At 69.9% G+C, this 23,386-nt stretch carries 22 protein-coding genes; 7 read left to right on the top strand and 15 right to left on the bottom strand.

Translation table 11 applies throughout. From position 1 onward, the window contains the following. Positions 1-310: 310 nt before the first annotated feature. Both ACIRF9_RS13790 and ACIRF9_RS13785 read left to right on the top strand, forming a co-directional pair. Positions 311-1,783, top strand: a complete 1,473-nt coding sequence (locus ACIRF9_RS13790; RefSeq protein ID WP_403820243.1) for an MFS transporter — start codon at positions 311-313, stop codon at positions 1,781-1,783. A 287-nt stretch (positions 1,784-2,070) separates the two neighbouring features. Next, on the top strand, positions 2,071-2,424 hold the full coding sequence (locus ACIRF9_RS13785; protein ID WP_403820240.1) for a carboxymuconolactone decarboxylase family protein: 354 nt from the start codon (positions 2,071-2,073) through the stop codon (positions 2,422-2,424). An 83-nt stretch (positions 2,425-2,507) separates the two neighbouring features. On the opposite strand, the gene glmM is transcribed toward ACIRF9_RS13785, so the two are convergent. The 3 genes from glmM to rplM all read right to left on the bottom strand — a co-directional run bounded on the left by glmM (position 2,508) and on the right by rplM (position 5,134). Beyond that, on the bottom strand, positions 2,508-3,866 hold the full coding sequence (gene glmM, locus ACIRF9_RS13780; RefSeq protein WP_403820237.1) for a phosphoglucosamine mutase: 1,359 nt from the start codon (positions 3,864-3,866) through the stop codon (positions 2,508-2,510). A gap of 257 nt (positions 3,867-4,123) precedes the next feature. Then, a complete protein-coding gene (rpsI, locus tag ACIRF9_RS13775) occupies positions 4,124-4,645 on the bottom strand; it encodes a 30S ribosomal protein S9 (protein WP_403820234.1) in 522 nt (173 codons plus the stop codon). 45 nt (positions 4,646-4,690) lie between these two features. Beyond that, entirely contained in the window at positions 4,691-5,134 is a 444-nt protein-coding gene (gene rplM, locus ACIRF9_RS13770) for a 50S ribosomal protein L13 (RefSeq protein ID WP_137303147.1), read from the bottom strand. 308 nt (positions 5,135-5,442) lie between these two features. On the opposite strand from rplM, the gene ACIRF9_RS13765 reads away from it, so the two are divergent. The 5 genes from ACIRF9_RS13765 to ACIRF9_RS13745 all read left to right on the top strand — a co-directional run bounded on the left by ACIRF9_RS13765 (position 5,443) and on the right by ACIRF9_RS13745 (position 12,654). Further along, a complete protein-coding gene (locus ACIRF9_RS13765) occupies positions 5,443-6,315 on the top strand; it encodes a hypothetical protein (protein ID WP_403820232.1) in 873 nt (290 codons plus the stop codon). A gap of 94 nt (positions 6,316-6,409) precedes the next feature. Then, the gene (locus ACIRF9_RS13760; RefSeq protein ID WP_403820229.1) at positions 6,410-7,663 is read left to right on the top strand and encodes a cellulase family glycosylhydrolase; all 1,254 of its coding nucleotides are present in this window, start codon (positions 6,410-6,412) and stop codon (positions 7,661-7,663) included. 139 nt (positions 7,664-7,802) lie between these two features. Continuing rightward, entirely contained in the window at positions 7,803-9,107 is a 1,305-nt protein-coding gene (locus ACIRF9_RS13755) for a lipopolysaccharide biosynthesis protein (protein WP_403820226.1), read from the top strand. Continuing rightward, positions 9,104-10,264, top strand: a complete 1,161-nt coding sequence (locus ACIRF9_RS13750) for a glycosyltransferase family 4 protein (protein WP_403820223.1) — start codon at positions 9,104-9,106, stop codon at positions 10,262-10,264. The genes ACIRF9_RS13755 and ACIRF9_RS13750 overlap by 4 nt, the downstream gene beginning before the upstream one ends. Then, positions 10,261-12,654, top strand: coding sequence for a glycosyltransferase (locus ACIRF9_RS13745; protein WP_403820221.1), 2,394 nt, complete (start codon positions 10,261-10,263; stop codon positions 12,652-12,654). The genes ACIRF9_RS13750 and ACIRF9_RS13745 overlap by 4 nt, the downstream gene beginning before the upstream one ends. 83 nt (positions 12,655-12,737) lie before the next feature. Here the strand turns inward: ACIRF9_RS13745 and ACIRF9_RS13740 are convergent, their stop codons facing one another. The 12 genes from ACIRF9_RS13740 to infA all read right to left on the bottom strand — a co-directional run bounded on the left by ACIRF9_RS13740 (position 12,738) and on the right by infA (position 23,270). Further along, positions 12,738-13,823: a glycosyltransferase family 4 protein gene (locus ACIRF9_RS13740; protein WP_403820218.1), complete on the bottom strand. Its 1,086-nt coding sequence runs from the start codon at positions 13,821-13,823 to the stop codon at positions 12,738-12,740. A 50-nt stretch (positions 13,824-13,873) separates the two neighbouring features. After that, positions 13,874-16,357 carry a DUF2206 domain-containing protein gene (locus ACIRF9_RS13735; protein ID WP_403820215.1) on the bottom strand — a complete coding sequence of 828 codons (2,484 nt, stop codon included), beginning with the start codon at positions 16,355-16,357 and terminating at the stop codon, positions 13,874-13,876. After that, complete coding sequence (locus ACIRF9_RS13730; RefSeq protein ID WP_403820212.1) at positions 16,354-17,448, bottom strand: glycosyltransferase family 4 protein; 1,095 nt, start codon at positions 17,446-17,448, stop codon at positions 16,354-16,356. Before ACIRF9_RS13730 ends, ACIRF9_RS13735 begins: the two co-directional genes overlap by 4 nt. Before the next feature lie 23 nt (positions 17,449-17,471). Continuing rightward, on the bottom strand, positions 17,472-17,927 hold the full coding sequence (locus ACIRF9_RS13725; protein WP_403820210.1) for a hypothetical protein: 456 nt from the start codon (positions 17,925-17,927) through the stop codon (positions 17,472-17,474). A gap of 97 nt (positions 17,928-18,024) precedes the next feature. Then, positions 18,025-18,858, bottom strand: a complete 834-nt coding sequence (locus ACIRF9_RS13720) for a glycosyltransferase family 2 protein (protein ID WP_403820207.1) — start codon at positions 18,856-18,858, stop codon at positions 18,025-18,027. Positions 18,859-19,087: 229 nt separating this feature from the next. Then, the gene (gene truA / locus ACIRF9_RS13715) at positions 19,088-19,948 is read right to left on the bottom strand and encodes a tRNA pseudouridine(38-40) synthase TruA (RefSeq protein WP_403820204.1); all 861 of its coding nucleotides are present in this window, start codon (positions 19,946-19,948) and stop codon (positions 19,088-19,090) included. A gap of 127 nt (positions 19,949-20,075) precedes the next feature. After that, the gene (rplQ, locus tag ACIRF9_RS13710) at positions 20,076-20,573 is read right to left on the bottom strand and encodes a 50S ribosomal protein L17 (protein WP_403820201.1); all 498 of its coding nucleotides are present in this window, start codon (positions 20,571-20,573) and stop codon (positions 20,076-20,078) included. A 94-nt stretch (positions 20,574-20,667) separates the two neighbouring features. Next, positions 20,668-21,690: a DNA-directed RNA polymerase subunit alpha gene (locus tag ACIRF9_RS13705; protein WP_003966937.1), complete on the bottom strand. Its 1,023-nt coding sequence runs from the start codon at positions 21,688-21,690 to the stop codon at positions 20,668-20,670. A 118-nt stretch (positions 21,691-21,808) separates the two neighbouring features. After that, a complete protein-coding gene (gene rpsK / locus ACIRF9_RS13700) occupies positions 21,809-22,213 on the bottom strand; it encodes a 30S ribosomal protein S11 (RefSeq protein ID WP_055718826.1) in 405 nt (134 codons plus the stop codon). A gap of 66 nt (positions 22,214-22,279) precedes the next feature. Then, complete coding sequence (gene rpsM / locus ACIRF9_RS13695) at positions 22,280-22,660, bottom strand: 30S ribosomal protein S13 (protein WP_030788235.1); 381 nt, start codon at positions 22,658-22,660, stop codon at positions 22,280-22,282. A 203-nt stretch (positions 22,661-22,863) separates the two neighbouring features. Further along, positions 22,864-22,977, bottom strand: coding sequence for a 50S ribosomal protein L36 (gene rpmJ, locus ACIRF9_RS13690; RefSeq protein WP_004984509.1), 114 nt, complete (start codon positions 22,975-22,977; stop codon positions 22,864-22,866). A gap of 71 nt (positions 22,978-23,048) precedes the next feature. Further along, the gene (gene infA / locus ACIRF9_RS13685; protein ID WP_003948620.1) at positions 23,049-23,270 is read right to left on the bottom strand and encodes a translation initiation factor IF-1; all 222 of its coding nucleotides are present in this window, start codon (positions 23,268-23,270) and stop codon (positions 23,049-23,051) included. Positions 23,271-23,386 lie beyond the last annotated feature (116 nt).

Raw genomic sequence — 23,386 nt, 5'->3', positions numbered from 1 at the left:
GCAGCGGTCTCCTCGACAGGCGACCTGTCAGGCGAATTGATGACAGCCGTCGCCACCTGTCATCACTTTCCCATGAAAAGTGGCACTCGGAGCGATCAGCCAAACACGGCGTCACTTTTTCGGGTGACACGCCGAAGCCTCGCCCCGTCGGCGTATCGAGGCCGAGCGGTGATTTCGGGCAGTGCACCGAATACCGTAATCAGGGTGTCCCTAAGTCGCGTATGCCACGCCCACGGTGCAGCGTATGCAGGAGGGGTGCGCGGAACCTGGCGGCCCTTTCCGACCGTCCGCGCCGCTCAAGGCAGGTACCGTGAGCCGACTGCGTGTCCTCGCCCTCCTCATGGCGGTGCTGTTGCCGTCCTTCATGACGGCCCTGGACAACACCGTCGTCAATGTGGCACTGCCCCAGATCCGGGCCGAACTCGCGCTGAGCGACGCCGAACTCAAGTGGGTGGCGGCCGTCTACCCTCTCGCTCTCGCGAGCCTGCTCCTGCTGGGCGGCCATCTGTCCGACACCGTCGGGCGGCGGGCGACGCTGTCGCTCGGTGTCGCCCTCTTCACCGTCGCGTCGGCCGGGTGCGGCGCGGCGTCCTCGGGGATGACGCTCGTCGCGTGCCGAGGGCTGCAGGGAGCGGGCGCGGCGCTGATCCTGCCGGCCTCCTTGGCGGTCCTGTCGCACGACCTGCCGCCTCGCGCGCGCACGGCCGCCTTCAGCGCCACCACCGCCGTTCTGGCTTCCGCCCTGGCCTGTGGCCCGGTGGTGTCCGGTGTCATGACACAGCATCTGGGCTGGGAGTCCGTCTTCGCCATGAACACGCCGCTGGGCTGCGCGAGTCTCCTCGCCTGCTTCCTCGTCCCCCGGGCCGGGCCCGCGGCCCGGGCCGCGTCCAAGCCCTCGGCCGGGCTCTCGCTCCGCGCCGTCGCTTTGGCCTGCTGCGCGCTGGCAGCCCTCGCCCACTGCCTGATCGAAGGACCTGAACAGGGTGTCGGCGGCACCGTCGCCCTGTCGGGGCTCGTCGTCGCCGCATCGGCCGTCGGCCTGTCGTACGAACTGCGCTCGCCCCGGAACACCGTGCTGCGGCTGCTTTTCCGGCAACGCCCCTTCATCGGCGGAATCATCACGCAATTACTGTGGGGTCTGAGCGTCAGCGGAGTTTATTTCTTCACGTCCCAGTTCCTGCAGAACGGGCTCGGCCTCTCGCCCACGGCAGCCGGGCTGAGTTTCATTCCCGTAGCCTTTTCTCTGATCGTCACCACCCCGTTCATCGCGCGAATGGCCCGCCGCTGGGGAGACGGTCGGATCTCCGCTGCGGGTCTGCTCCTGGTCGGGCTGGGGTTGCTGCTGGCCGCTCTGGGCAGCTCCGGAGGGAATCTCGTCCACATTCTGCCCGGACTTTCGGCCATCGGCTTCGGATCCGCGCTGGCCGTTCCGCTGACCACCCGCGCTCTGGAATCCCCGCCCGATCACCTTTCCGGGATCGCCGCCGGATTGTTCAGCGCCGTCCGCGAGGCGTCCGGAGTCGTCGGGATCGCCCTGGTGGGCGTGATGGTGTCGTTCGTGCAGCAGGCCGCGATCGCCGCCGGGGCCGATGACTCGGGCGCCTTTCTCTCCGGGTACCAGGCCGGCCTGTGTCTGGCCGGCGCGCTGGTCGGGGCGGGCGCACCCGTGGCCCTGTGGGCACTGCGCGATCGTCACCCGAACGGGCGCGGGGAGCTACCGGGCCGGCCACGACACCACAGCGGCACGAAGCACACGGAACCCCACGCCCCGAACCGCTCCTGACGGGCGCGGGCTTCACCACGTCGGCCGGCCGCCCCGACACGGACCGGGCCTGATCGATGTCCGCGGCCTCGACCATCACCCGCACCGAACTCAGCGCGCACCCGTACTCCTTCACCAAGCAACAACCGCAGGCCGACCGGCTCACGCGGAAGTGGCTGTGGGCCAGGCAACGGGGGCGGCTCAGCGCCCGCTGGGGGAGGCCCCGGCGATCCCTCGACAGGCGGTCCGCGGGAAACGGTCTTACGGTCGATTCGATCCCCCGCCACACCGACAGGAGGCGCCCCACCATGGCCACCGCATCCGAGACCCCTGTGCTGGACACCCTTGCCGCGATGACGGTCGACTCGATCGAGCGGTGCGGGCTGACCCAGGACACGTTCATGCTCACCCGCATCGCGGCGCTCGCCGCTTCGGACGCCCCGCCGATCTCCTACGTCGCCAACATCGACCCCGCCATCCAGGCGGGCCTGACGGCCGAGAAGCTCCAGGACGTCCTGGTCGCCATCGCCCCCATCGTGGGCACGGCCCGCGTCATGACGGCGGCCGGCAACATCGCCCGAGCGCTCGGCATCGAGATCGCGGTCGCCGAGGCCGAGGCCGGGGCCGCGGCGGAGGCCGGGCAGGGCAAGGGCCGGTCGTAGAGGCCTCGCCCGCGTCGCCCGCATCGCCCGCATCGCCCGAGAGATGAGCGGGACCGGCGCCCTCAGGACGCCGGTCCCCCCTCTCAGCCCAGTGCGGACTTCACCACGTCGGCGAGCCGCCCGGCCACCGACCGGGCCTGATCGATGTCCGCGGCCTCGACCATCACCCGCACCAGCGGCTCGGTCCCGGAAGGCCGCAGCAGCACCCGCCCGGTGGACCCCAGCTCCCGCTCAGCGTCGGCGACGGCCGCACCGAGCTCCGTGGAGGACGACACCCGCGACTTGTCGACGTCGGGCACATTGATCAGCACCTGGGGCAGCCGCTCCATCACCGAGGCGAGCTCCCGCAGCGACCGCCCGGTCTCCGCGACCCTGGCGGCCAGCATGAGCCCGGTCAGCGTCCCGTCCCCGGTGGTCGCGTGATCGAGGATGATCACGTGCCCGGACTGCTCACCGCCCAGCGCGTACCCGTGCTCCTTCATCTCCTCCAGCACATACCGGTCCCCGACGGCGGCCTGGACGAGCTGGATCTTCTCCCGCTCCATGGCGAGCTTGAAGCCGAGGTTCGACATGACGGTGGCGACCACGGTGTCCGACCGCAGCACCCCCCGCTCCCGCATGGCCAGCGCCAGCACGGAGAGGATCTGGTCGCCGTCGATCTCGTCACCCGTGTGGTCCACGGCGAGGCAGCGGTCCGCGTCCCCGTCATGGGCGATGCCGAAGTCCGCCCCGTGCTCGACGACCGCGGCCTTCAGCTTGTCCAGGTGCGTCGACCCGCACCCGTCGTTGATGTTGAGCCCGTCCGGCTCGGCCCCGATCGTCACGACCTCGGCCCCGGCCCGGGCGAACGCCTCCGGCGAGACCCGCGCGGCGGCACCGTGGGCCTCGTCGAGCACGATCTTCAGCCCGTCCAGCCGGTTCGGCAGGACGGCGATGAGGTGGGCGACGTACCGGTCGAACCCCTCGTCGTAGGAACGCACGCGCCCGACCCCGGCCCCGGTCGGCCGCTCCCACGGCTCGCCCCGCCGGTGCTCCTCGTACACGTTCTCGATCTTGTCCTCGAGCTCGTCGGCAAGCTTGTGGCCGCCGCGAGCGAAGAACTTGACGCCGTTGTCGGGCATGGCGTTGTGGCTGGCGGAGAGCATCACGCCGAGGTCGGCGCCGAGCACCCCGGTGAGGTAGGCCACGGCGGGCGTCGGCAGCACGCCGACCTTCAGCACGTCCACGCCGGCGCTCGCCAGGCCGGCCACGACGGCGGCCTCCAGGAACTCCCCGGACGCGCGCGGGTCACGTCCCACGACGGCCACCGGCCGGTGGCCCTCGAAGGTGCCCGCCTCGGCCAGCACATGCGCCGCCGCGACGGACAGACCGAGCGCCATCTCGGCCGTGAGATCCGCGTTGGCGACACCGCGCACGCCGTCCGTGCCGAAGAGTCGTCCCACTTGTCCTCCTGAGGAAGCATCAGTTTCAAAAGCCGTGCGGGCGGCGTCGAATGGTCGGCGGCGGCTCCCGCATCCAGGCATTTGATGCCCTGAACATCCGATCACACAAGCCTTTGAGCACCTTGTGCCGTTATACGCCCGCGGCTGCGATAAAACGAACGCCCCGACGGCACTTTGGCGTGCCGCCGGGGCGTTCGGAGTACGGGGGGAGCGAGCCGGAGCTCGCTCCCGCAACACGTACGAGCAGGCAGCGAAGCTTAGCGCTTGCTGTACTGCGGAGCCTTGCGGGCCTTCTTGAGACCGGCCTTCTTCCGCTCGACCGCGCGGTCGTCACGGCGGAGGAAGCCGGCCTTCTTGAGGGCGCCGCGGTTGTTGTCGACGTCGGCCTCGTTCAGCGCACGGGCGACACCGAGACGGAGCGCACCGGCCTGACCGGAGACACCGCCACCCGCGATGCGGGCGATGACGTCGTAGCGGCCCTCGAGCTCGAGCACCTTGAAGGGCTCGTTGACTTCCTGCTGGTGCACCTTGTTCGGGAAGTAGTCCTCGAGGGTACGACCGTTGATCTTCCACTTGCCGGAGCCCGGGACGATCCGGACGCGGGCGATGGCGTTCTTGCGACGGCCCAGGCCGGCGGCCGGCTGCGGCTCGCCGAAGCGGGACGCCAGGGACTCCGAGGTGTACTCGCCCTCGACGGGAACCTCGGACTCGGTGGTGTAGCTGTCGATGTCGACGAGCTCGGTCTCTTCGAGCGGCTGCTCGGGAGTGGTCTCAGCCACGGTGATTCCTCAGATTCTCTTTAGCTTGGGGTGGTGTGGCCGGTGTTACTGCGCGACCTGGGTGATCTCGAACGGCTGCGGCTGCTGCGCGCCGTGCGGGTGCTGGTCACCCTTGTAGACCTTCAGCTTCGAGAGCATCTGACGGCCCAGCGAGTTCTTCGGGAGCATGCCCTTGACGGCCTTCTCGATGGCCTTCTCCGGGTTCTTGTCCAGCAGCTCGTCGTAGCGGACGGAGCGCAGACCACCCGGGTAGCCGGAGTGGCGGTACGCCATCTTCTGGGTCCGCTTGTTGCCGGACAGGTGCACCTTGTCGGCGTTGATGATGATGACGAAGTCACCGGTGTCGACGTGAGGGGCGTAGATCGGCTTGTGCTTGCCGCGCAGGATGGAGGCGGCAGTGCTGGCGAGACGGCCCAGGACAACGTCCTGAGCGTCGATGACGTGCCACTGGCGCGTCACATCGCCGGGCTTGGGGCTGTACGTACGCACGGTTCGTAGCCTTCGCTTCGAGTGAGTGGTCCTGACAGGTCACCGAAGACGATCACGACAGCCCTGACCGCACTGCGGTGACGCAAACCGCGTGCTGGTCGCTGGTCATCGGCCCGGTGGACCGGTGTAAGGGCCCGTCCCGTGAGAATGAGCAAGCCAATACACAACGAAGATGCAGGATACCCGCGTCGCCGCAGCCGGGTCAAAACGAGGCGAGCGGCACGGCAAACACGACATCTCCGGGTGAGAAGGTTTCAAAGTCAACTGGGGCGGGCTGCTGGCGTGTCGGGCCGTCTAAGATGCCGCCCATGAGCTATGGGCAGGGGGGACCTCAGTCCCAGTGGGATCCGTGGAAACCGAACTCCCAGCAGCCGTGGAGCGGCAGCGACGGCGCGAGTCCGGACTGGGCCGCGCTGGCGGAGGCGTCCGAGACACGTAACCGGCGCCGCAAGCTGTTCTTCATCGGCGGGGGCGCGCTGGCCACCATCGGCATAGGCACCGCCGTCGCCATGGGTGTGGTCAACGCGGACGGCGGCGACGAGGCCAACCGGCCGACGTCCTCACTGCCCGCGACCGCCGGCCTGCCGAGCGCCTCCGGCACCCCGTCCTTCGCGCCGACCAGCGCCCCGCCGCCGCTGGACCCGAAGGAGTTCGTCTCCAGCAAGGCCAAGGACAAGGCGCCCAACAGCACCAACCTGATGTTCCCGGGCAACCAGCTGACCATGGGCTCGAACGTCTACAAGAAGGGCCCGACGGACGACTCCACCACCTGCACCACGGGCGTCCAGGGCACCCTGCCCAAGGTCCTCACCGCCAACGGCTGCACGCGCCTGATGCGGGTCACCTACACCAAGGGCACCATGGCGGTGACGGTCGGTGTGGCCATCTTCGACACCGAGGCACAGGCCCTCAAGGTCAAGAGCCAGGCCGACAGCAAGAGCATCGTCAAGGCCCTCACCGGCGGCGACGTGAAGGCCTTCTGCAACGGCGCGATCTGCCGCTCGACGACCAATTCCTACGGCCGCTACGCCTACTTCACGATCACCGGTTTCATTAACGGCAAGGACGTGACCACGAAGGACACGGCGGTCTTCACCGCGGGTGACGACCTCGCCGAGTTCACCTTCCAGCAGATCAACCGCCGCGGGCAGACCCAGGCGTCGGCGGCCGCGAACGGCTGATCCGCCCCACCGGCGCCACTCCCGCCACTCCGGCCGTATACGTCACCGCCTCCTCCCTTCCTTCACAATTGACCTCATCGTTTAAGGTGCCTCCATGCCGAGAGCACCCATACGCGGTGACGGGGCTGATATAGAGCCTTCCGTCATATCCCGCCGCCCTCTGCTGAGAGCCCTCCTGACCGCCCCCGCGCTGATCGCGCTGGGCAGCGGATGCTCCACGGCCTCCAGCAGCCCGTCGTCCGACTCCGACGAGTCCACAGGGCCGTACGAGCTGCCGTCGGCGGCCGCCGCGGTCGCCGAGAAGCGCAAGAAGCCCGTGGACTTCGGGCTCGCCTACAGCGACACCCTGCCGTGGATGACCGACGCGGATCTCGGCCAGGCGCTCGACGACGCCGTCGACCTGGGGATCACCTGGATCCGCGCCGACCTGGCCTGGACGAACATCCAGCCCGACGGTGAGTCGCAGTACCTGTGGGAGCGCTTCGACCGGGTGGCCCGCGCCGCCCAGAAGCGGGACCTGAAGGTGCTCGCCACCCTCGGTTACACCCCGAAGTGGTCCCGCGACCTCTCGTGTGCGTCCGAGGGCGCCACCTGCCCGCCCGCGAGCAACGCCCGCTTCGCCCAGTTCGTCTCCGAGGCGGTGGCCCGCTACGCGGCGATGGGCGTGCACACCTGGCAGATCTGGAACGAGCCCAACATCAGCGGCTTCTGGGCTGGTGGCGCCGATCCCGAGCGCTACGCGGAGATGGTCAAGGAGACCTCCAAGGCCATCCGCGCCGCCGACCCCGACTCCTTCGTGCTGATGGCCGGTCTCGCCAACGCCGCCACCACCAACAGCAAGCGCCAGACTCCCGCCGACTTCCTGGACAACGCGCTGAAGCTCGGCGTCGGCGACCATGTGGACGGGATCAGCTTCCACGCGTTCTCCCACGGCATGCTGCTCAGCACGAAGACCGGTGACAGCCCCTACGAGCACGTCACCGGCGTCCGCCGGAGCCTGACCGCGGTCCTCGCCCAGCACGAGCGGACCGATCTGGAGATCTGGCTCACCGAGACGGGCGCCCCTACCCATGGCAAGGGTGCGATCGCCGACCGGGAGCAGCCCGGCGTCGAGACCAGCCACGTCACCCCCGCCCATCAGGCGCGGATCGCCACCGACATGGTCAAGGCGGCCGACGAGCTCACCGCGGTCACGAAGGTGTTCTGGTATGCCCACCGGGACGTCAAGTCGCCCGAGGCGAACGCGGGGACCTGGGCGTACTACGGGCTCATCGACTACGCCGGCGAGCGCAAGCCGGCGTTCGACGCCTATCGGGACGCCGTCGTGGCGTACCGAGCCAAGAACTGACGGCCGACGACCCGGGCGGGGGGACCGACCCGGGCGGCCGTTCACACCATCGAGGCCGCCGGTAGCACCGGCGGCCTCGGCGCTACCACCATGTGGGGGGAATCAGTGAGCCTCGCGCTCCGCCATCGACGGGCCGGCCGTGCCGAGACATAGCCGTCCCAAGCAGGTGCACACCGTCTACCGGAACTCGCTCTTCGTGCTGGCCACCACGGCCACCACGGCCGCGCTCGGCTTCCTGTTCTGGGTGGTCGTCGCGCGCTTCTACAGCCCGGCGCAGGTAGGCATCGCCACCTCGCTCATCTCCGCGATGAGCCTCATCTCGTATCTGGCCCAGTTCGGCCTCAACAGCACCCTCGTGCGCTTCCCCGCCGCCTCCTCCGACCGCAACGCCCAGCTGACGCTCGCGCTGTGCGTGGTCGCCGGGGCCGGTGGCCTGCTGGCGCTCGGCTATCTGGCGGGGCTGCCGCTGTACGGCGAGAAACTGCTCTTCGTCCGCGAGAACCCGCTCGCGGTCGCGACCTTCGCCGTGCTGTGCGCCTTCGCCGCGCTGAACCAGCTGGCGAAGTCTGTGTTCACCGGGGCGCGCACCCCGGAGCTCAACGTCCTGTCGGACGGGCTGACCCAGGGGGTCACCAAACTCGCCCTGCCGGCCTTCCTCACCGGACTCGGCATGTACGGGATCGTCGGATCGACCGGGGCCGGATTCGCCGGTGCCGTGCTGTGCGCGCTGATCCTCATGCGCCGCCGGCTCGATTTCCGCTTCGAGCTGCGCGTCGGCGGCACCCGGCTGCGCGAGCAGTTCACCTACTCCCTGGCCAGCTACCTCTCCGGACTGCTGAACCTGCTGCCGCAGCTCGTCCTGCCGCTGATCGTGCTGCACCACCTGGGCGCCGAGGCGACCGGCTACTTCTACGTCGCCTTCCAGATCGCGGCCCTGCTCAACGCGATCGCCTACTCCGTCGGCGAGGCGCTGTTCGCCGAGGGCTCGCACGACCCGAGCCAGCTGCCCATGCTGCTGCGCCGCACCGCCGTGATCATCGCCGCGGCCCAGACCCCCGCCGCCGCCGTGGTCGCGGGCGGCAGCGGGCTCATCCTGTGGGTGTTCGGGTCGCAGTACTCGGACGCGGCCCGGCCGCTGCTGATCGCCTGCGCCATCGGCTCGCTGGCCGTCGCGCTCTCCGCCTGGGCGAACTTCGCCCTGAAGATCACCCGTCAGCTGCGCCAGCTCATCGTCAACAACGCGGTCTTCGCCGTGGTGACGATCTCGCTGGCACTGCTGTGGGCAGACCGCGGCCTGGTCTGGGTCGGCTGGGCCTGGGGCCTGGGCAACCTCGCCTCCGGGCTGGTCGCGCTGACCGCTCTGCTGCGCCGCCGTCGGGGCGGTCAGACGCCCCGGGAACCCCAGGTGCACACGCCCGTTCTCGCCGACCGGACATCATCATGAAACTGCTGCACGTCATCAACATCGGCCACGAGGCGGGCGGCGCGGAACGCAGTGTCCGCCTCATCCAGCAGGGCATGACCGCCCGCGGCCACGAGATGCGGACCGTCGCCACGACCCTCAACGCCGAGGGTCACGAACTCTTCGCGGACGACCTCGTCCCCGCCATCGAGGGCAGCGCGCCCCAGCGCTTCCTCGGCTACTTCTGGCACCGGGACGCCCACCGCCGCCTGACCCGGATCATGGACGAGTTCCAGCCCGACGTCGTCCATCTGCACACCATCGGCGAGTTCAGCCCCGCGGCCCTCGCGGCGACGGACCGCCGCCCGCAGATCCTCACCCTGCACGGCCCCGAGGACTGGACGCTGGAGCTGCTGCGCTGGAACCTGCACTCCGCCACCCGAGGTGACCGCCTCTCCCTGTCGGACCAGGCCCGCTACCTCTACCTGCGCTTCCTCCAGCGCCCCGCCTACCTCCCGCGGCTGCGCCGCCTGGACCGGGTCCTCGCACCCAGCGCCTACTTCGCCGAGCTCGTCCGCAAGGACGTCGGCAAGGTCCCCGTCCACGTGCTGCCCAACGGAGTACCCCGTACGGCGATGCCGCAGCCGGTGAAGGAGAGCGGCGGCCTGCTGTACGTGGGGCGGCTGGAGCGGGTGAAGGGTGTGCACGTCCTGCTGGACGCCTTCCGGCTCCTGCTCGCCGCACACCCCGGTGCCACGCTCGACATCGTGGGCGACGGCGCCGACCGGGCCGCGCTGGAGAGCTCCGCCGCCGACCTCACGGCCGCCGGACGGGTGCGCTTCAGGGGCTGGGTCTCGCCTGACGCCGTGAGCGAGGCGCTCGCCGCCTCCTCCGTGGTGGTCATCCCGTCGGTGTGGCCCGAGAACTTCCCCACCGTCGCCCTGGAGGCGCTCCAGATCGGGCGGCCCATCGTGGCGTCCCGGGTGGGCGGGCTGCCGGAACTCGTCGGCGAGGACAACGGGGCGCTGGTCCCCGCGGGCGACGCCCCCGCACTGGCCGAGGCCCTGCGCCCCCTCGTGGGCGACCTGGAGCTGCTGCGCCGGCTCGGTGAGGGCTCCGCCGCCCGCGCCGAGCGCTACGACGTCGAGCGGTTCCTCGACGCGTTGGAGAACCATTACAGAGAGGCCATCAGCCGGTGAACGTCGTCATCGTCAACGCTTTCGAGCGCGGCAACCGCGGCGACGCGGCGCTGCTCAGCGTCGCGATCGAGCAGGTGCGAGCCGCCTACCCCGGAGCCCGCGTCCGCATCGCCGGTTTCGAGTCCCCCGAGGAATACGCGGACTTCGACGGCATCCAGAACCTGGGCTCCATCCGGCGCCACGTCGGCCGGGAGGACGCCCCGCGCGTCGCACGCATCACCGGCAAGCTGCTCGCCGCCCTGCTCGCCCTGGTCGCCGCCGTCCCCGGCAGCTCTCCGCTCCTCAAGGTGCTCGCCCGGCTGATGCCGGCGGAGATGCGCCGCGAGGTGCAGGCCATCGCCCAGGCCGACCTCGTGCTGTCGCCGGGCGGCGGATTCCTGCGCGGCACCAAGGACTTCCCCTCCGACCTGAGCGTGGCGTTCCTGCTGCTGCCGCTGTGGCTGGCCCGGCGGTTCGGTGCCCCGATCGCCCTGGGACCCCAGTCGTACGGCCCGTTCCCCACCCGGTTCCAGCGGGCGCTGATGCGCCGGGTCATGCGTCACGCACGGCTGATCTCCGTACGCGAGGACATCAGTGTGGACCAGCTGGCCAAGGTCGGGGTGGCCGGGCGGAACGTGGAGCGCGGCATCGACAGCGCCTTCGCCTTCCAGGGCCGCTCCGGCCGGGTCTGGCGTGAGGACCTGGGCATCACCGGCGGTTCCCGGCTGGTCCTGGTCACGGCGCGGGAGCACCTCCCGGCGGCCCAGCAGTCGGCCTACGAGTCCGCCATGGCCGCCACCATCACCCACCTCCTGACCGGCTCCGACTGCGACGTCGTCCTCGTCCCCCAGGTCACCTGCGCCTTCCAGGACGACGACGACCGCATCGTCAACCGCCGTATCGCGGCCCAGGTGGACAGCGCCCGGCTGCACCTCGTCGACGACGCCTCCCTCTCCCACCACGACGTCTTCGCCCTGTACGGGGAGGCCGACCTGATCCTCGGTACCCGCTTCCACTCGGTGATCTTCGGTCTGCTCTCCGAGGTGCCGTGCGCGGCCATCGAGTACGACCACAAGACCCGCGGGATCATGGAGGACCTGGGCCTGGGCGAATGGGTGCTCAGGATGGACGAGGTGCGCGCCGACAACCTGATCCCGATGGTGGACCGCCTCATCGAGCAGTCCGCCGGCTACCGCGCCCACCTGCGCTCCGTCCTGCCGGCCTACCGGGCCCGCGCCGAGGAGTTCACCGATCGCCTGCGCTCCGTCGTCCCCGAGCAGGCGGGGCAGCGCACGGTGGCCGTCGTCTCCTCGTACTACCCCCCGAAGATCGGCGGCGTCGAGAACTACGCGGCCCGCATCGCCGAGGGAGTCGCCGCCGCGCCGGGGATGCGGGCGGTCGTGCTGACCACCAACACCGAGGGCCGGCGCACCCGGGTGAGTGTCGAGAACGGCGTGAAGGTGGTGCGGCTGGGCGCCTGGCTGAAGCTGTCCAACAGCCCGGTCAACCCGCTGTGGCCGCTCCAGGTCCGCCGCCGGCTGCGCCGGGAGCGCGTCGACGTGGTCAACGCGCACGCCCCGGTGCCCGGCCTCGCGGACATCGCGGTGTTCGCGGCGAAGCGCCGGCCCACCGTGCTGACGTACCACGCGGGCACCATGCACAAGCAGGACGCCGGCAACGGCCTGGCGAACCGGATCATCGCCGTCTACGAGCGCTCCGTGCTGCCCCGGCTGATGGCCCGGGCCACCGTCCCCGTCGCGGTGGCGCCCGGTTCGATGGCGTACGGCCGTCCGCGCGCCCAGGAGATCCCGCCCGGCGTCGACACCGAGCGCTGGATACCCGGCCCGCCGCCCTCCGAGCGGCCGCCGGTCGTCGTCTACGTGGGCCGGATGGACAGCACCTCCCGCTGGAAGGGCGTCGACCAGCTGATCCGCGCCTTCTCGCTGCTGACCGACCTGCCCGAGGCACAGCTGAAGCTGATCGGCGGCGGCGACGACGTCGACAACCTGCTCAAGCTCGCCGCCGAACTGGGCGTCGCCGACCGTGTGATCGCCGTGGGCGAGCTGCGCGGCCGGGAACTCGTGGACGCCGTGGGGCACGCACGGGCCGGGGTGCTGTCCTCGGTGAGCGACTCCGAGTGCTTCGGCACCGCTCTCGCCGAGGCGCAGGCCTGCGGCACCCCGGCCGTGGGTACGGCCGTCGGCGGGCTGCCCTTCACGGTGGCCGACGGCGAGACCGGCTTCATCGTGCCGCCGCGCGACCCCGCGGCGCTCGCGGGGGCACTGCGCACACTGCTCACCGACGACGAGCTGGCCGACCGCATGGGGCGGGCGGGACGCGCCCGCGTGGTCGAGAAGTACGACTGGCCGCTGCTGACGAAGCGGTACAACGAGCTGTTCCGCTCGCTGTGACAGCAGACTCGTTGTAACAGCAAACTCGCTGTAACAGCAAAGGGGGGCGGGACCTGAGTCCCGCCCCCCTTGCAGCTTCGTGCCTAAGCCTCTTCGTAGGCCGCCACGAGCGCCTCCGCGTGGGCGTCCCACGAGAAAGCGGTCCGCGCGTACCGCTCCGAGTACTTGGCCATCTCCGTGCGCAGCGAGGCGTCCGCGGCCAGCCGCGACAGCTCCGCCGCGACCGCCCGCGGATCCCGCTCGGCGAACACGAACCGGTCCGTGTCCAGGCCGTACGGCGCGTAGCCGGGGTCGGGCGTGGTCACCACCGGCAGACCCGCCGCCATCGCCTCCTGCACCGACAGCGGGAAGCCCTCCGCCACCGAGGGCAGCACGAACATGTCGCAGGCCCGGTAGAGACGGGCCAGCCGCTCGGGCGGCAGCGCACCGACGTAGTGCACACCCTGGCCGCCGTCCAGCGCGGAGGCGTCGCCACCTCCGGCGAGGACGAGGTCGAAGCCGGTGCCGCGTTCGCGGGCCGCGAGTGCGACGTCGTACCCCTTCTTGGGGACGAGCCGCCCCGCGAACAGGGCCAGCGGCCGGTCGAGGGGGAGTCCGAACTCGGCCCGGATCTCGCGTCGCTCGAGGGCGTCCCGGCTCGGCCGGTACAGCTCGGTGTCCACCCCGTTGGGCAGATGCCGCATCCGCTCCGGCGCCGCGCCGTGGCCGCGGACGAAGTCGGCGACCCGGGCGTTGAGGGTGAACACGGTGCGCGCACCCCGCCAGATGCGTGCCCCCGCCAGCCGGTACACGGCCCGCTGCACCGCGGTGACCAGCGCCGAGGGATGGTCGACCAGCTCCACGTGCTGGGTGACGAGCCAGGGGCGGCGCGCCCGCCGGGCCGCCCGGGCCGCCGCCCAGGAGGTCAGATAGAAGGTGTCGTGGATGTGCACGACGTCCGCCCACCGCGCCCAGCGCCGCATCTGCCGCGGCAGCCGCGGCCCGAACAGCGGGAAGGGCACCCCGAAGCGGGACTCCAGCCCGTTCCAGGCGCGCACCCGCACGACCCGGACCCCGTCGTCGCCGACGGTCTCGGACGCCCGCTCGCCCGAGGTCACCACGGTGACCTCCAGCCCGAGCGCGGCCAGCCGACGTGCCTCGGCCTGGACGACCCGCTCGATCCCGCCCATGTGCGGAGGATAGAAGTGACAGACGAGCAGGACTCGCCGCACGGAACCGGTCACCTCAGCACCACCGAACCGCCGTTGTTGTACACCAGGTCCTTCTTCTTCTCCACGAGCGCCCGCGGGAACTCGTACGTGATCCGGTCACCCCGATAGAAGATCGACACCCGTCCGGTCCGGGCCGGCGTCGTGCCCAGCAGCAGGTACGCCTCCTTGCCCAGCCACACCGGGGTGGTCACGCCCTTGGCGTCGGACGCCATGTACGGCTTGAGCCGGGTGTACGAGAAGCTGTCCATCTGGATCGGCGTCGCGTCCTCGCGCGCCCGCTTCCAGGCGTCCAGCCAGAGCGCGGCCTGCACTTCCTGGCCCTGCGTGTAGTAGATGTCGTAGTAGTCGCCGCTGTTGGACAGCTGGATCTGCGCCGGGTAGCCGCCGAGCACCTTCGGCATGACACCCACCAGGTTCAGCAGCAGGCAGAAGGTCAGCACCGCGCCGAGGACCTCCTTGCGGCGCGCCCAGCGCAGCACCCACAGCGTGCCCGCGGCCAGGAACGGGGCGAAGAAGAACAGCCCCTGCTGGAAGGCGCGCAGCACGCCGTAGTCCACGGACAGCTGCGGTACGACGGTGAAGAGCACGACCGTGCTCAGGGCGGCCCAGGCCATGGTCGTCTGGTCCCGGACGGCACGGAACGCCGAGCGGCGGGCCCGGAGCACCACCCAGATGCCGAGCACGGTCATCAGCTGGAAGAAGTAGGCGACCGCGCCCCGCACCGCGCCGTTCAGCGACGGCACCGGGATGCCCACGGCGTCCAGGATCCGGCCGAGCGGGGTGAGCGGCATGTCCGCGCTGGACACGGCCGTCCAGTCGATGCCGTCGAGCTCCTTCTTCGTCAGCAGCAGGTTCGAGCGGTCCTTGGCGGAGTCGGCCTCCGACTCCTTGACGAACTGCTCCAGGCGCTGCTGCGCCGACAGCTGCTCGCCGCCGAACAGGCTGTAGCCGGTGTCGGAGGAGCCGGACTGACCCTTGTCGGGCGAGATCAGGTCCGAGACCGCCGTGGCCACCGTCTCGTGCAGCTGGCCGCCGGTGTGGGTGACCGGGCCGGCCCAGACCACCGCGGCCACCGCCGGCACGAGCACCATCCACCACTGGAGGAAGCTCAGCATGCGGTCCTCGCGCCGCCGGCGCCGGAACCGGTCCCGGCCCCGGCGGGACACCAGCCGCCACACCTTGTCGTAGGCGAGCGCGAGCGTCAGCGTCCCGATCACCACGTACGCGGTCGAGTAGTGCGAGAGGACCACCCCGACCAGCAGCACCACGAACAGCACCCGCCGTGCCGTCCGCGGGCCCCGGCTGTCGGTGAGCACCACGATCGCGCTGCCCAGCAGCACGAAGGCGATCGCCTGCCGGCCGAGGAACACCATGTCCGTCAGGAAGGTCGGGAAGGCGACGAAGAAGACCGCCGCGAGCAGCGACACGGAGCGCGGGGCCACGTTCCGCACGGAGCGGAACAGCATGACCGGGGTGACGGCGAACAGCGCCGGGATGATCGCCTTGAAGATGTAGATGTCGTCGATGCCGGTCAGTTGGCGGATGCTCACCGGAAGCAGGGTGATGCTCAGACAGGCGTTGTAGGCGTGCCGGTAGGTCGACACGTCCCAGTACTCGCCGCCCAGCGCCATCCGGTAGAAGAGGTACTCGGTCTGGACGTCGTGCCCGGTGATGAACCAGCCGCGCAGCGAGGCCAGGAGCAGCAGCGCGAGCGCCGCCATGTACAGCCCCGTCTCCAGGGCGGTCAGGTGGTACGTGCGGCGCTTGACGGACAGGAGCAACAGCAGCAGGCCGCCCAGCACACTCGCGACGATGCTCACCGTCCCGCCGTATCCGTTGTTCAGACGGATCGTTCCCGCGATCGCGCACAGCAGGGTGACCGCCCCCGCGGCGAACGCCATGCCCAGGCCGGGGGTGTCGCGGGCGAGCGCCCACAGCCGCGCCGGGCCGGTGCGTTCGTACGGCGCGTACCGCCGGCGGAACCACCACAGGACGCCGATGCCCAGCGCGGTGGCGGCCGTCAGCGACTGGGTGGTCAGCGGCCGGTCCACGCCCGCCCAGGGCAGCACCGTGTTGACGACGAGTGCGGTCAGCATGTCCCCGATGAGGACCAGGCCGACCGAGACCAGCGTGCGGCCGCTGCCCGTCGGCACGATGCGTCCGGCGAGCGGACGCCACAGCTGCAGCGGGGCGCCGAAGAGGAGATACAGGCCGGCCGCGAGACGTACGAGCGGGGGCGTGACGGGCAGCAGGACCGCCAGGGTGGAGAGCGCGGAGGCGATCAGCACCGTGCCGGCCGGCACCGCGAACCGGTTGTTCTTCCGGCGACGGTCGGCCCGCGGACCGGTCCCGGTGCCTGTCCCGGTGCCTGTCCCGGTGCCTGTCCCGGTGCCTGTCTCCGTGTCGGTCTCCGTGTCGGCTTCCGCCCGGTGCTCCCGGGGGTGCGTCACGGTGGTCAGCGCGAGTGTGTTGTCGTCCGCCTCGATCGTCATGCCAGCGCCTCGGTGTACACCTGCTCGACGCGCTCGGCGACCCGGGACCACGACAGTCCCGCCGCGGTGCGGGCGCTGCGCGCGGCCAGGTCCCGCCACAGGTCCACGTCGGCGGCCAGCTCGTCGATCCGCCGCGCGAGTGCGGCCGGGTCGGGCGCCGCGAGCAGTCCGGTGCCGTCGACCAGTTCGCGGTTGCCGGGCACATCGGTGGCGATGACGGGAAGCCCCGAGGCCATCGCCTCCAGCAGCACGAGCGGCATCCCCTCCTTGTCGGAGGGCAGCACGAAGGCGTCGCTGTCCGCGTACGCCTTCACCAGGTCGTCCCCGTACAGCGCCCCGGCGAACTCGACGTGCCGCAGCCCGAGCCGGGCCGCCTGTTCCACGAGAGAGGCGCGGAGTTCGCCGTCGCCGACGATCCGCAGCCGCACGTCCCCCTGGACCAGCGCCATCGCGTCCAGCAGCCGGGCCACGTTCTTCTGGATCTGCAGCCGTCCGACGAAGAGCAGGCGCAGGGGCCGCGCCGGAGCGGTCCGGGGTTCCCGGAAGTACTCGTGCGCCACCCCGTTCGGCACGATGTGCAGGCGCTGCCGGGACACCCCGTACCGCTCCACCAGGAAGTCGGCCATCTCCTCGGTGAGCGCGACCACCGCGGCGGCCCGGCGCAGCACCCGGCCCAGGAAGTGCTGCTTGTACCAGGGCAGCAACCGCCCCAGCGGACCGCTGGCGTCCACGTCGAGATGGAAGTGGGCGACGTACGGGACCTGCCGCAACGCGGCGACCGCGGAGACGAGTTCGGGCACGAGGGCGTGCGCGATGTGCAGGTGCACGATGTCCCCGGGCCGCGCCTTGGCCAGCTGTACGGGCAGCAGCGCGGAGACGGCCGTGTTGGCCACCTCGACGGCGGGCAGCCGGTGCACCACGACGCCGTCCTCGACGCTGTGCCGCGGCAGGTCGGTGGTCCGCAGCCCCGTGGTGACCACATGCACCTCGTGCCGGTCGGCGAGTTCGCGGGACAGCTGCGCCACCACGCGCTCGAGCCCGCCGAGGGCCGGCGGGTAGTAGGGGGTGACCTGAATGATTCTGCGCCCCATTCGCGGGGGCTCCTTCCCCGCGCTCATCCGGCGCTCTCGAGATGGCCGAGCACGTACTCGGACCGGCCCGCCACCGTGATGCGCAGCGCGTCGGCGCCTTCCGCCTTCGGCACGGAGACCTGCACGACGCTCGCCTTCCCGCTGACGGCACGCACCGTGGCCCATCCGGTGGCGATCGGCTTGCCGTCCCGGTCCGCCTCGGCCTTGAGGACGAAGGTGCCGGACTTGGGCTCGGGCGCGCCGTCCTCCCGCTCCTCGGCGGACGGCCCGGCGGACGACACCGCCCCGTGCGAGGTGAAGGCGACCTGCGCCTGGAGCTTCGTGCCCACGTAGGAGGGGAGCTCGATGAAGTAGAGCTCCAGATAAGGGCGGTCCTGGCGGGTGAAGGACTTCGCGAGTTCCTCACGGACCGCCGGAGTCGACCACGCGGTGATCAGCGCGGCGGCCAGCGCGACCGCCACCAGGGCACGCCGGACCAACGAGCCGCGCCCGCGAACCGGCCTCCCGGCTCCCCCACGGCGCTCGCCTCGCGCTGTCTCAGTCGGCATGTGTCCTCTCAAAAAACCTGGCGGCCCGTCACGCCAGAGAGTGGCCGCTTCCCACCGTTCCCTGTGCCGCGCGGTCCACGGCGCCCCGGGGCACCTCACGCTGAGCCGGCATCAGGGGCGGTGGGACGGGTCTGGTGGAACGGTCGTACCACTGGGCCCGGGTGTCGGTGCGCAGTGCGTTGTCGCGGAGCCGGTGGCGGAACAGCTGGGCCACGTTGGACACCCCGTCGGAGAAGGCGTTGAGCTTCACCTCGCCGCCGCGTGGCCGGTACTCGATGGGTACCTCCATGCAGCGGAAACCTTCCCGCACAGCGGCGTTCTTGATCTCCTGGGAGAAGCCCATGCCGTCGGAGGTGACCTTGAGAGTCTCCCAGATGTAGCGGCGGAACACCCACATCCCGCTCTGGGAATCACGCATCGTGCTCTTGAAGAGCTTTCGGCTGACCAGGCTGAGCGCGTGGTTGGCCACGGTGTGCGAGGGCTTCATGGCCTCGCGGTTCTCCCGGCCGAGCCGGTTGGTGTTGAGGAACTCGACCTGGTGCTCGTCGACGATGCTCAGCAGTCTGGGCAGGTCGTCGAAGGGGTACGTGCAGTCGGCGTCACCGGTGGCGATCACCTCGCCGCGGGCCGCGGCGATCCCCGCCTTGTAGGCGTTGCCGTAGCCGCGCAGCGGCTGGTGGACCACCCTGGCCCCGTAGGACTCGGCGATCTCGGCGGTCCCGTCGGTGGAACCGTTGTCGGCGATGATCACCTCGACGCCCCAACCGGCCGCGGTGAGTTCCTCCACCGGGATCGTCGCGAAGACGCCAGGCAGGTTCTCGGCCTCGTTCAAGGCAGGTATGACGACAGACAGACTCGACACAGCGGGCTCCCCCCCGGCTGACACAAAGGATCGGGCACAGCTCCGGCACCTCTGTTGTCACAACACGCCGGTCTCCCCCGATGGCAGCCTTCACCCTAAACCCACACGATGCACACACCAACCATCAAGGGATGACCTTAATCACACAACTCCCGTCACGGAGGAAAATTAACGTGCACGAAGCACTCCCTCACCAGAAGGGCAACACAGCCCAAATGGTGACGGCCCGTCAGCAGCACCCGGCGCCACCGGACAACGTCCGTTTGTTCCGCGCCTCCTTGCTGCGCGCGGCGAGCAACTCGTCGGCCGGGTAGCCGACCTCCTCCAACGTCAGCCCGTGCGGCCGTACGACATGCACGGCGGAGTCCCGGACGCCGGCGGCCAGTACCTTCCCGGGCCACTCGGGCCCCCGGTGCCCGTCCCCCACGAACAGCAGCGCCCCGATCAGCGACCGCACCATGTTGTGGCAGAAGGCGTCGGCCCGCACGGTGGCCGTGATGATCCCGTCCTCGCCCTTCACCAGGCTCAGCTCCTGGAGCGTACGAATGGTCGTCGCCCCCTCCCGCCGCTTGCAGTAGGCGGCGAAGTCGTGCTCGCCCAGGAGCCGCCGGGCGGCCTCGTTCATGGCGTCGACGTCGAGCGGCCAGTCGTGCCAGAGGACGTGGTTCCGCAGCAGCGGATCGACACCCCCGGGATTGTCGGTGACCCGATACGCGTATCGCCGCCAGACGGCCGAGAACCGAGCGTTGAAGCCACTCGGCGCCTCCCTGAGCGCCCACACCCGTACATCCCGCGGCAACCGCCCGGCGAGCCGCTTCAGCAGCTTCTCGTGGTGCTCACGCCAGACGCCCTCCGGCAGATCGACATGCGCGACCTGCCCCCGCGCATGCACCCCGGCATCGGTCCGCCCCGCCACGGTCAGCTCGTACGACGTCTCCCCCGACCGCGTGACGGTCCGCAGAGCGTCCTCGATCTCCCCCTGCACGGTCCGCCGCCCCCCGGCCTGCTTGGCCCACCCGGAGAACTCGGTCCCGTCATAGGAAAGGTCCAGGCGGACACGGACGTAACCGGGCTGTACTTCGTCACTCACACAGAGATCCTCTCAAGACCACAGAAGCGGGCCCGCTCCTCGAAAGGAACGGGCCCGCTGACGCGCCCCAAAGGGGCGCGGGGAACTGCGCGACCAGCCACAACGGACCGGCAGCAAAAGGACAGCCTTACGCGTCCTTGGACTCCTCGTCGGCCTCAACCGGCGCGGCGTCCTCGACGACCTCGGCGGGAGCCGCGGCAGCCTCGGCGTCCTTGGCGGCACGCTTGGTCGCGGCCTCGGCCTCACCCGTCGCAGCCTGTGCAACGGTCAGCGCCTCGACCAGCTCGATGACGGCCATGGGCGCGTTGTCGCCACGGCGGTTACCGATCTTGGTGATACGGGTGTAGCCACCCGGGCGGTTCTCGTAGCGCGGGCCGATCTCGGTGAAGAGCGTGTGGACGACGCTCTTGTCCGTGATCACCTGGAGCACCTGACGGCGGTTGTGAAGGTCGCCCTTCTTCGCCTTGGTGACCAGACGCTCGGCGTACGGCCGCAGACGGCGGGCCTTCGCCTCGGTGGTGGTGATACGGCCGTGCTCGAAGAGGCTCTTCGCGAGGTTCGCGAGGAGCAGCTTCTCGTGCGCGGCGCTGCCGCCCAGACGGGCACCCTTGGTGGGCTTCGGCATGGTTCTTCTCCTGTGTGTCTGCCCCGGCCGTATCAGGTACCGGGGTCAGGAACCCGATGAGCGGATGCTCACCGGCAACGACCGGTCAGTACGGTCAGTACTGCTCGGTCTCCACGAAACCCGCGTCCGCGTCGTCGTCGGCGCCGAAGGCGTCGGCGGCGGCCGTGGGGTCGAATCCGGGCGGGCTGTCCTTCAGGGCCAGGCCCATGCCGGCCAGCTTCGCCTTGACCTCGTCGATGGACTTCGCACCGAAGTTGCGAATGTCGAGGAGGTCGGCCTCGGAACGAGCGACGAGCTCACCCACGGAGTGGATGCCCTCACGCTTGAGGCAGTTGTACGACCGAACGGTGAGCTCCAGCTCCTCGATCGGCAGCGCCAGGTCGGCGGCGAGGGCGGCGTCCGTCGGGGACGGACCCATGTCGATGCCCTCGGCGTCGATGTTGAGCTCACGCGCCAGACCGAACAGCTCGACCAGGGTCTTACCGGCCGACGCCATGGCGTCACGCGGACGCATGGCCTGCTTGGTCTCGACGTCGACGATCAGCTTGTCGAAGTCGGTGCGCTGCTCGACACGAGTCGCCTCGACCTTGTACGTGACCTTCAGAACCGGCGAGTAGATGGAGTCGACCGGGATACGGCCGATCTCCTGGCCCACCTGCTTGTTCTGCACGGCGGAGACGTAACCGCGGCCACGCTCGACCGTGAGCTCCATCTCCAGCTTGCCCTTGCCGTTGAGCGTGGCGAGGACGAGGTCGGGGTTGTGCACCTCGACACCGGCCGGGGGCGCGATGTCGGCGGCGGTGACCAGACCCGGACCCTGCTTGCGCAGGTACATCACGACCGGCTCGTCGTGCTCACTGCTCACGACCAGCTGCTTGATGTTGAGGATCAGGTCGGTGACGTCCTCCTTGACGCCCGGCACGGTGGTGAACTCGTGCAGGACACCGTCGATACGGATCGACGTGACCGCCGCACCCGGGATCGACGACAGGAGCGTACGGCGGAGGGAGTTGCCGAGGGTGTAGCCGAAGCCCGGCTCCAGCGGCTCGATCACGAACCGGGAGCGGAACTCGTCGACGACCTCTTCGGTCAACGAGGGACGCTGAGCGATCAGCATGTTGTGTTCCTTCAGTCAGGGGCGCCCGCTATTTGACGCCCGACTCTGTACTGCAAGGGTACGGGCGATACGACCCTTTATGGAGCCGTACCGCCCGTAGCCTCAAAACAACCGTGCGTCAGACGCGGCGACGCTTCGGCGGACGGCAGCCATTGTGCGGGGTCGGGGTGACGTCCTGGATGGAGCCGACCTCGAGGCCCGTGGCCTGCAGGGAACGGATGGCGGTCTCACGACCGGCGCCCGGGCCCTTGACGAAGACGTCGACCTTGCGCATGCCGTGCTCCTGCGCGCGACGGGCAGCCGACTCGGCGGCCATCTGCGCGGCGAACGGCGTGGACTTGCGGGAGCCCTTGAAGCCGACGTGGCCGGCGGAGGCCCAGGAGATCACGTTGCCGCTCGGGTCCGTGATGGACACGATCGTGTTGTTGAACGTGCTCTTGATGTGCGCCTGGCCGTGCGCGACGTTCTTCTTTTCCTTGCGGCGCACCTTCTTGGCAGCGCCCTGACGACCCTTGGGGGGCATCTATTACTCCTACGGGAGGTGGTCGGTCCTACAGCGAAGACCGCTGGACGGCGTGTCCGCTGCGGACTACTTCTTGCCCGGCTTCTTCTTGCCGGCGATGGCGCGACGCGGGCCCTTGCGGGTGCGGGCGTTGGTGCTGGTGCGCTGACCGCGGACGGGCAGACCGCGACGGTGACGGAGACCCTGGTAGCAACCGATCTCGACCTTGCGGCGGATGTCGGCCTGGATCTCGCGACGGAGGTCACCCTCGGTCTTGATGTTGTTGTCGACGTACTCGCGGATCGCGACGAGCTGCTCCTCGGAGAGGTCGCGAACGCGGGTGTTCGGGTCGACGCCGGTCGCAGCCAGCGTCTCCTGCGAGAGGGTCCGGCCGATGCCGAACACGTAGGTGAGGGCGACCTCCACGCGCTTGTCGCGCGGGATGTCAACACCGGAAACGCGTGCCATTCAATGGCTCCTGGTGATCTTCGGAGGTCTTCCGCAGAACCGGATCCCAGCCGCCGTACTAGGTACGAACTGGGTCCCCGGCCTCCGAACCGGGGGTGTCAGACAAGGAAAAACCCCCGCCTGGGCCCTGCGTATGAACATATTCAGCTCGCGTCGCGCGAAGTCTCTGCGATATCGATGCAGAGGGTGTGATCAGTGAACGATCAGCCCTGGCGCTGCTTGTGGCGCGGGTTCTCGCAAATGATCATGACCCGACCGTGACGGCGGATCACCCTGCACTTGTCGCAGATCTTCTTGACGCTCGGCTTGACCTTCATGGGATGTGAGGTTCTCCGGGTCAGTTGCCGGCAACCCCGCACACCTACGGCGTACGGGGCCTGGGCAAGATCTACTTGTAGCGGTAGACGATCCGGCCACGCGTCAGGTCGTACGGAGACAGCTCCACCACGACCCGGTCGTCAGGGAGGATGCGGATGTAGTGCATGCGCATCTTGCCGCTGATGTGTGCCAGGACCTGGTGGCCGTTCTGGAGCTCGACCTTGAACATGGCGTTCGGCAGAGACTCGACGACAGTGCCCTCGATCTCGATGGCACCTTGCTTCTTGGCCACGCTTCGCCCTTCGAATCGACTACCTTGATCGACTCCCGGGCTTTCCCTCAAGGGGCGCATGCAGACATGCGGGTGCACAAGAGCCGACGAGTCAGTCTACGTCAGCGCCCCGAGAA

It is taken from the genome of Streptomyces sp. NPDC096132, assembly GCF_044763345.1.
Lineage (GTDB): Bacteria > Actinomycetota > Actinomycetes > Streptomycetales > Streptomycetaceae > Streptomyces.
Note: the sequence above shows the minus strand (reverse complement) of the source record. Positions and strands in the feature narration are given on the sequence as shown.

Excerpts from the sequence above, each read along its gene's own strand:
- ACIRF9_RS13785 (WP_403820240.1), top strand. The coding sequence starts at position 2,071 with ATGGCCACCGCATCCGAGACCCCTGTGCTGGACACCCTTGCCGCGATG.
- rpsK (WP_055718826.1), bottom strand. The coding sequence starts at position 22,213 with ATGCCCCCCAAGGGTCGTCAGGGCGCTGCCAAGAAGGTGCGCCGCAAG.
- rplQ (WP_403820201.1), bottom strand. The coding sequence starts at position 20,573 with ATGCCGAAGCCCACCAAGGGTGCCCGTCTGGGCGGCAGCGCCGCGCAC.
- ACIRF9_RS13730 (WP_403820212.1), bottom strand. The coding sequence starts at position 17,448 with ATGGGGCGCAGAATCATTCAGGTCACCCCCTACTACCCGCCGGCCCTC.
- ACIRF9_RS13765 (WP_403820232.1), top strand. The coding sequence starts at position 5,443 with ATGAGCTATGGGCAGGGGGGACCTCAGTCCCAGTGGGATCCGTGGAAA.
- ACIRF9_RS13735 (WP_403820215.1), bottom strand. The coding sequence starts at position 16,357 with ATGACGATCGAGGCGGACGACAACACACTCGCGCTGACCACCGTGACG.
- ACIRF9_RS13740 (WP_403820218.1), bottom strand. The coding sequence starts at position 13,823 with ATGGGCGGGATCGAGCGGGTCGTCCAGGCCGAGGCACGTCGGCTGGCC.
- ACIRF9_RS13760 (WP_403820229.1), top strand. The coding sequence starts at position 6,410 with ATGCCGAGAGCACCCATACGCGGTGACGGGGCTGATATAGAGCCTTCC.
- rpsM (WP_030788235.1), bottom strand. The coding sequence starts at position 22,660 with ATGGCACGCGTTTCCGGTGTTGACATCCCGCGCGACAAGCGCGTGGAG.
- ACIRF9_RS13705 (WP_003966937.1), bottom strand. The coding sequence starts at position 21,690 with ATGCTGATCGCTCAGCGTCCCTCGTTGACCGAAGAGGTCGTCGACGAG.
- ACIRF9_RS13750 (WP_403820223.1), top strand. The coding sequence starts at position 9,104 with ATGAAACTGCTGCACGTCATCAACATCGGCCACGAGGCGGGCGGCGCG.
- rpmJ (WP_004984509.1), bottom strand. The coding sequence starts at position 22,977 with ATGAAGGTCAAGCCGAGCGTCAAGAAGATCTGCGACAAGTGCAGGGTG.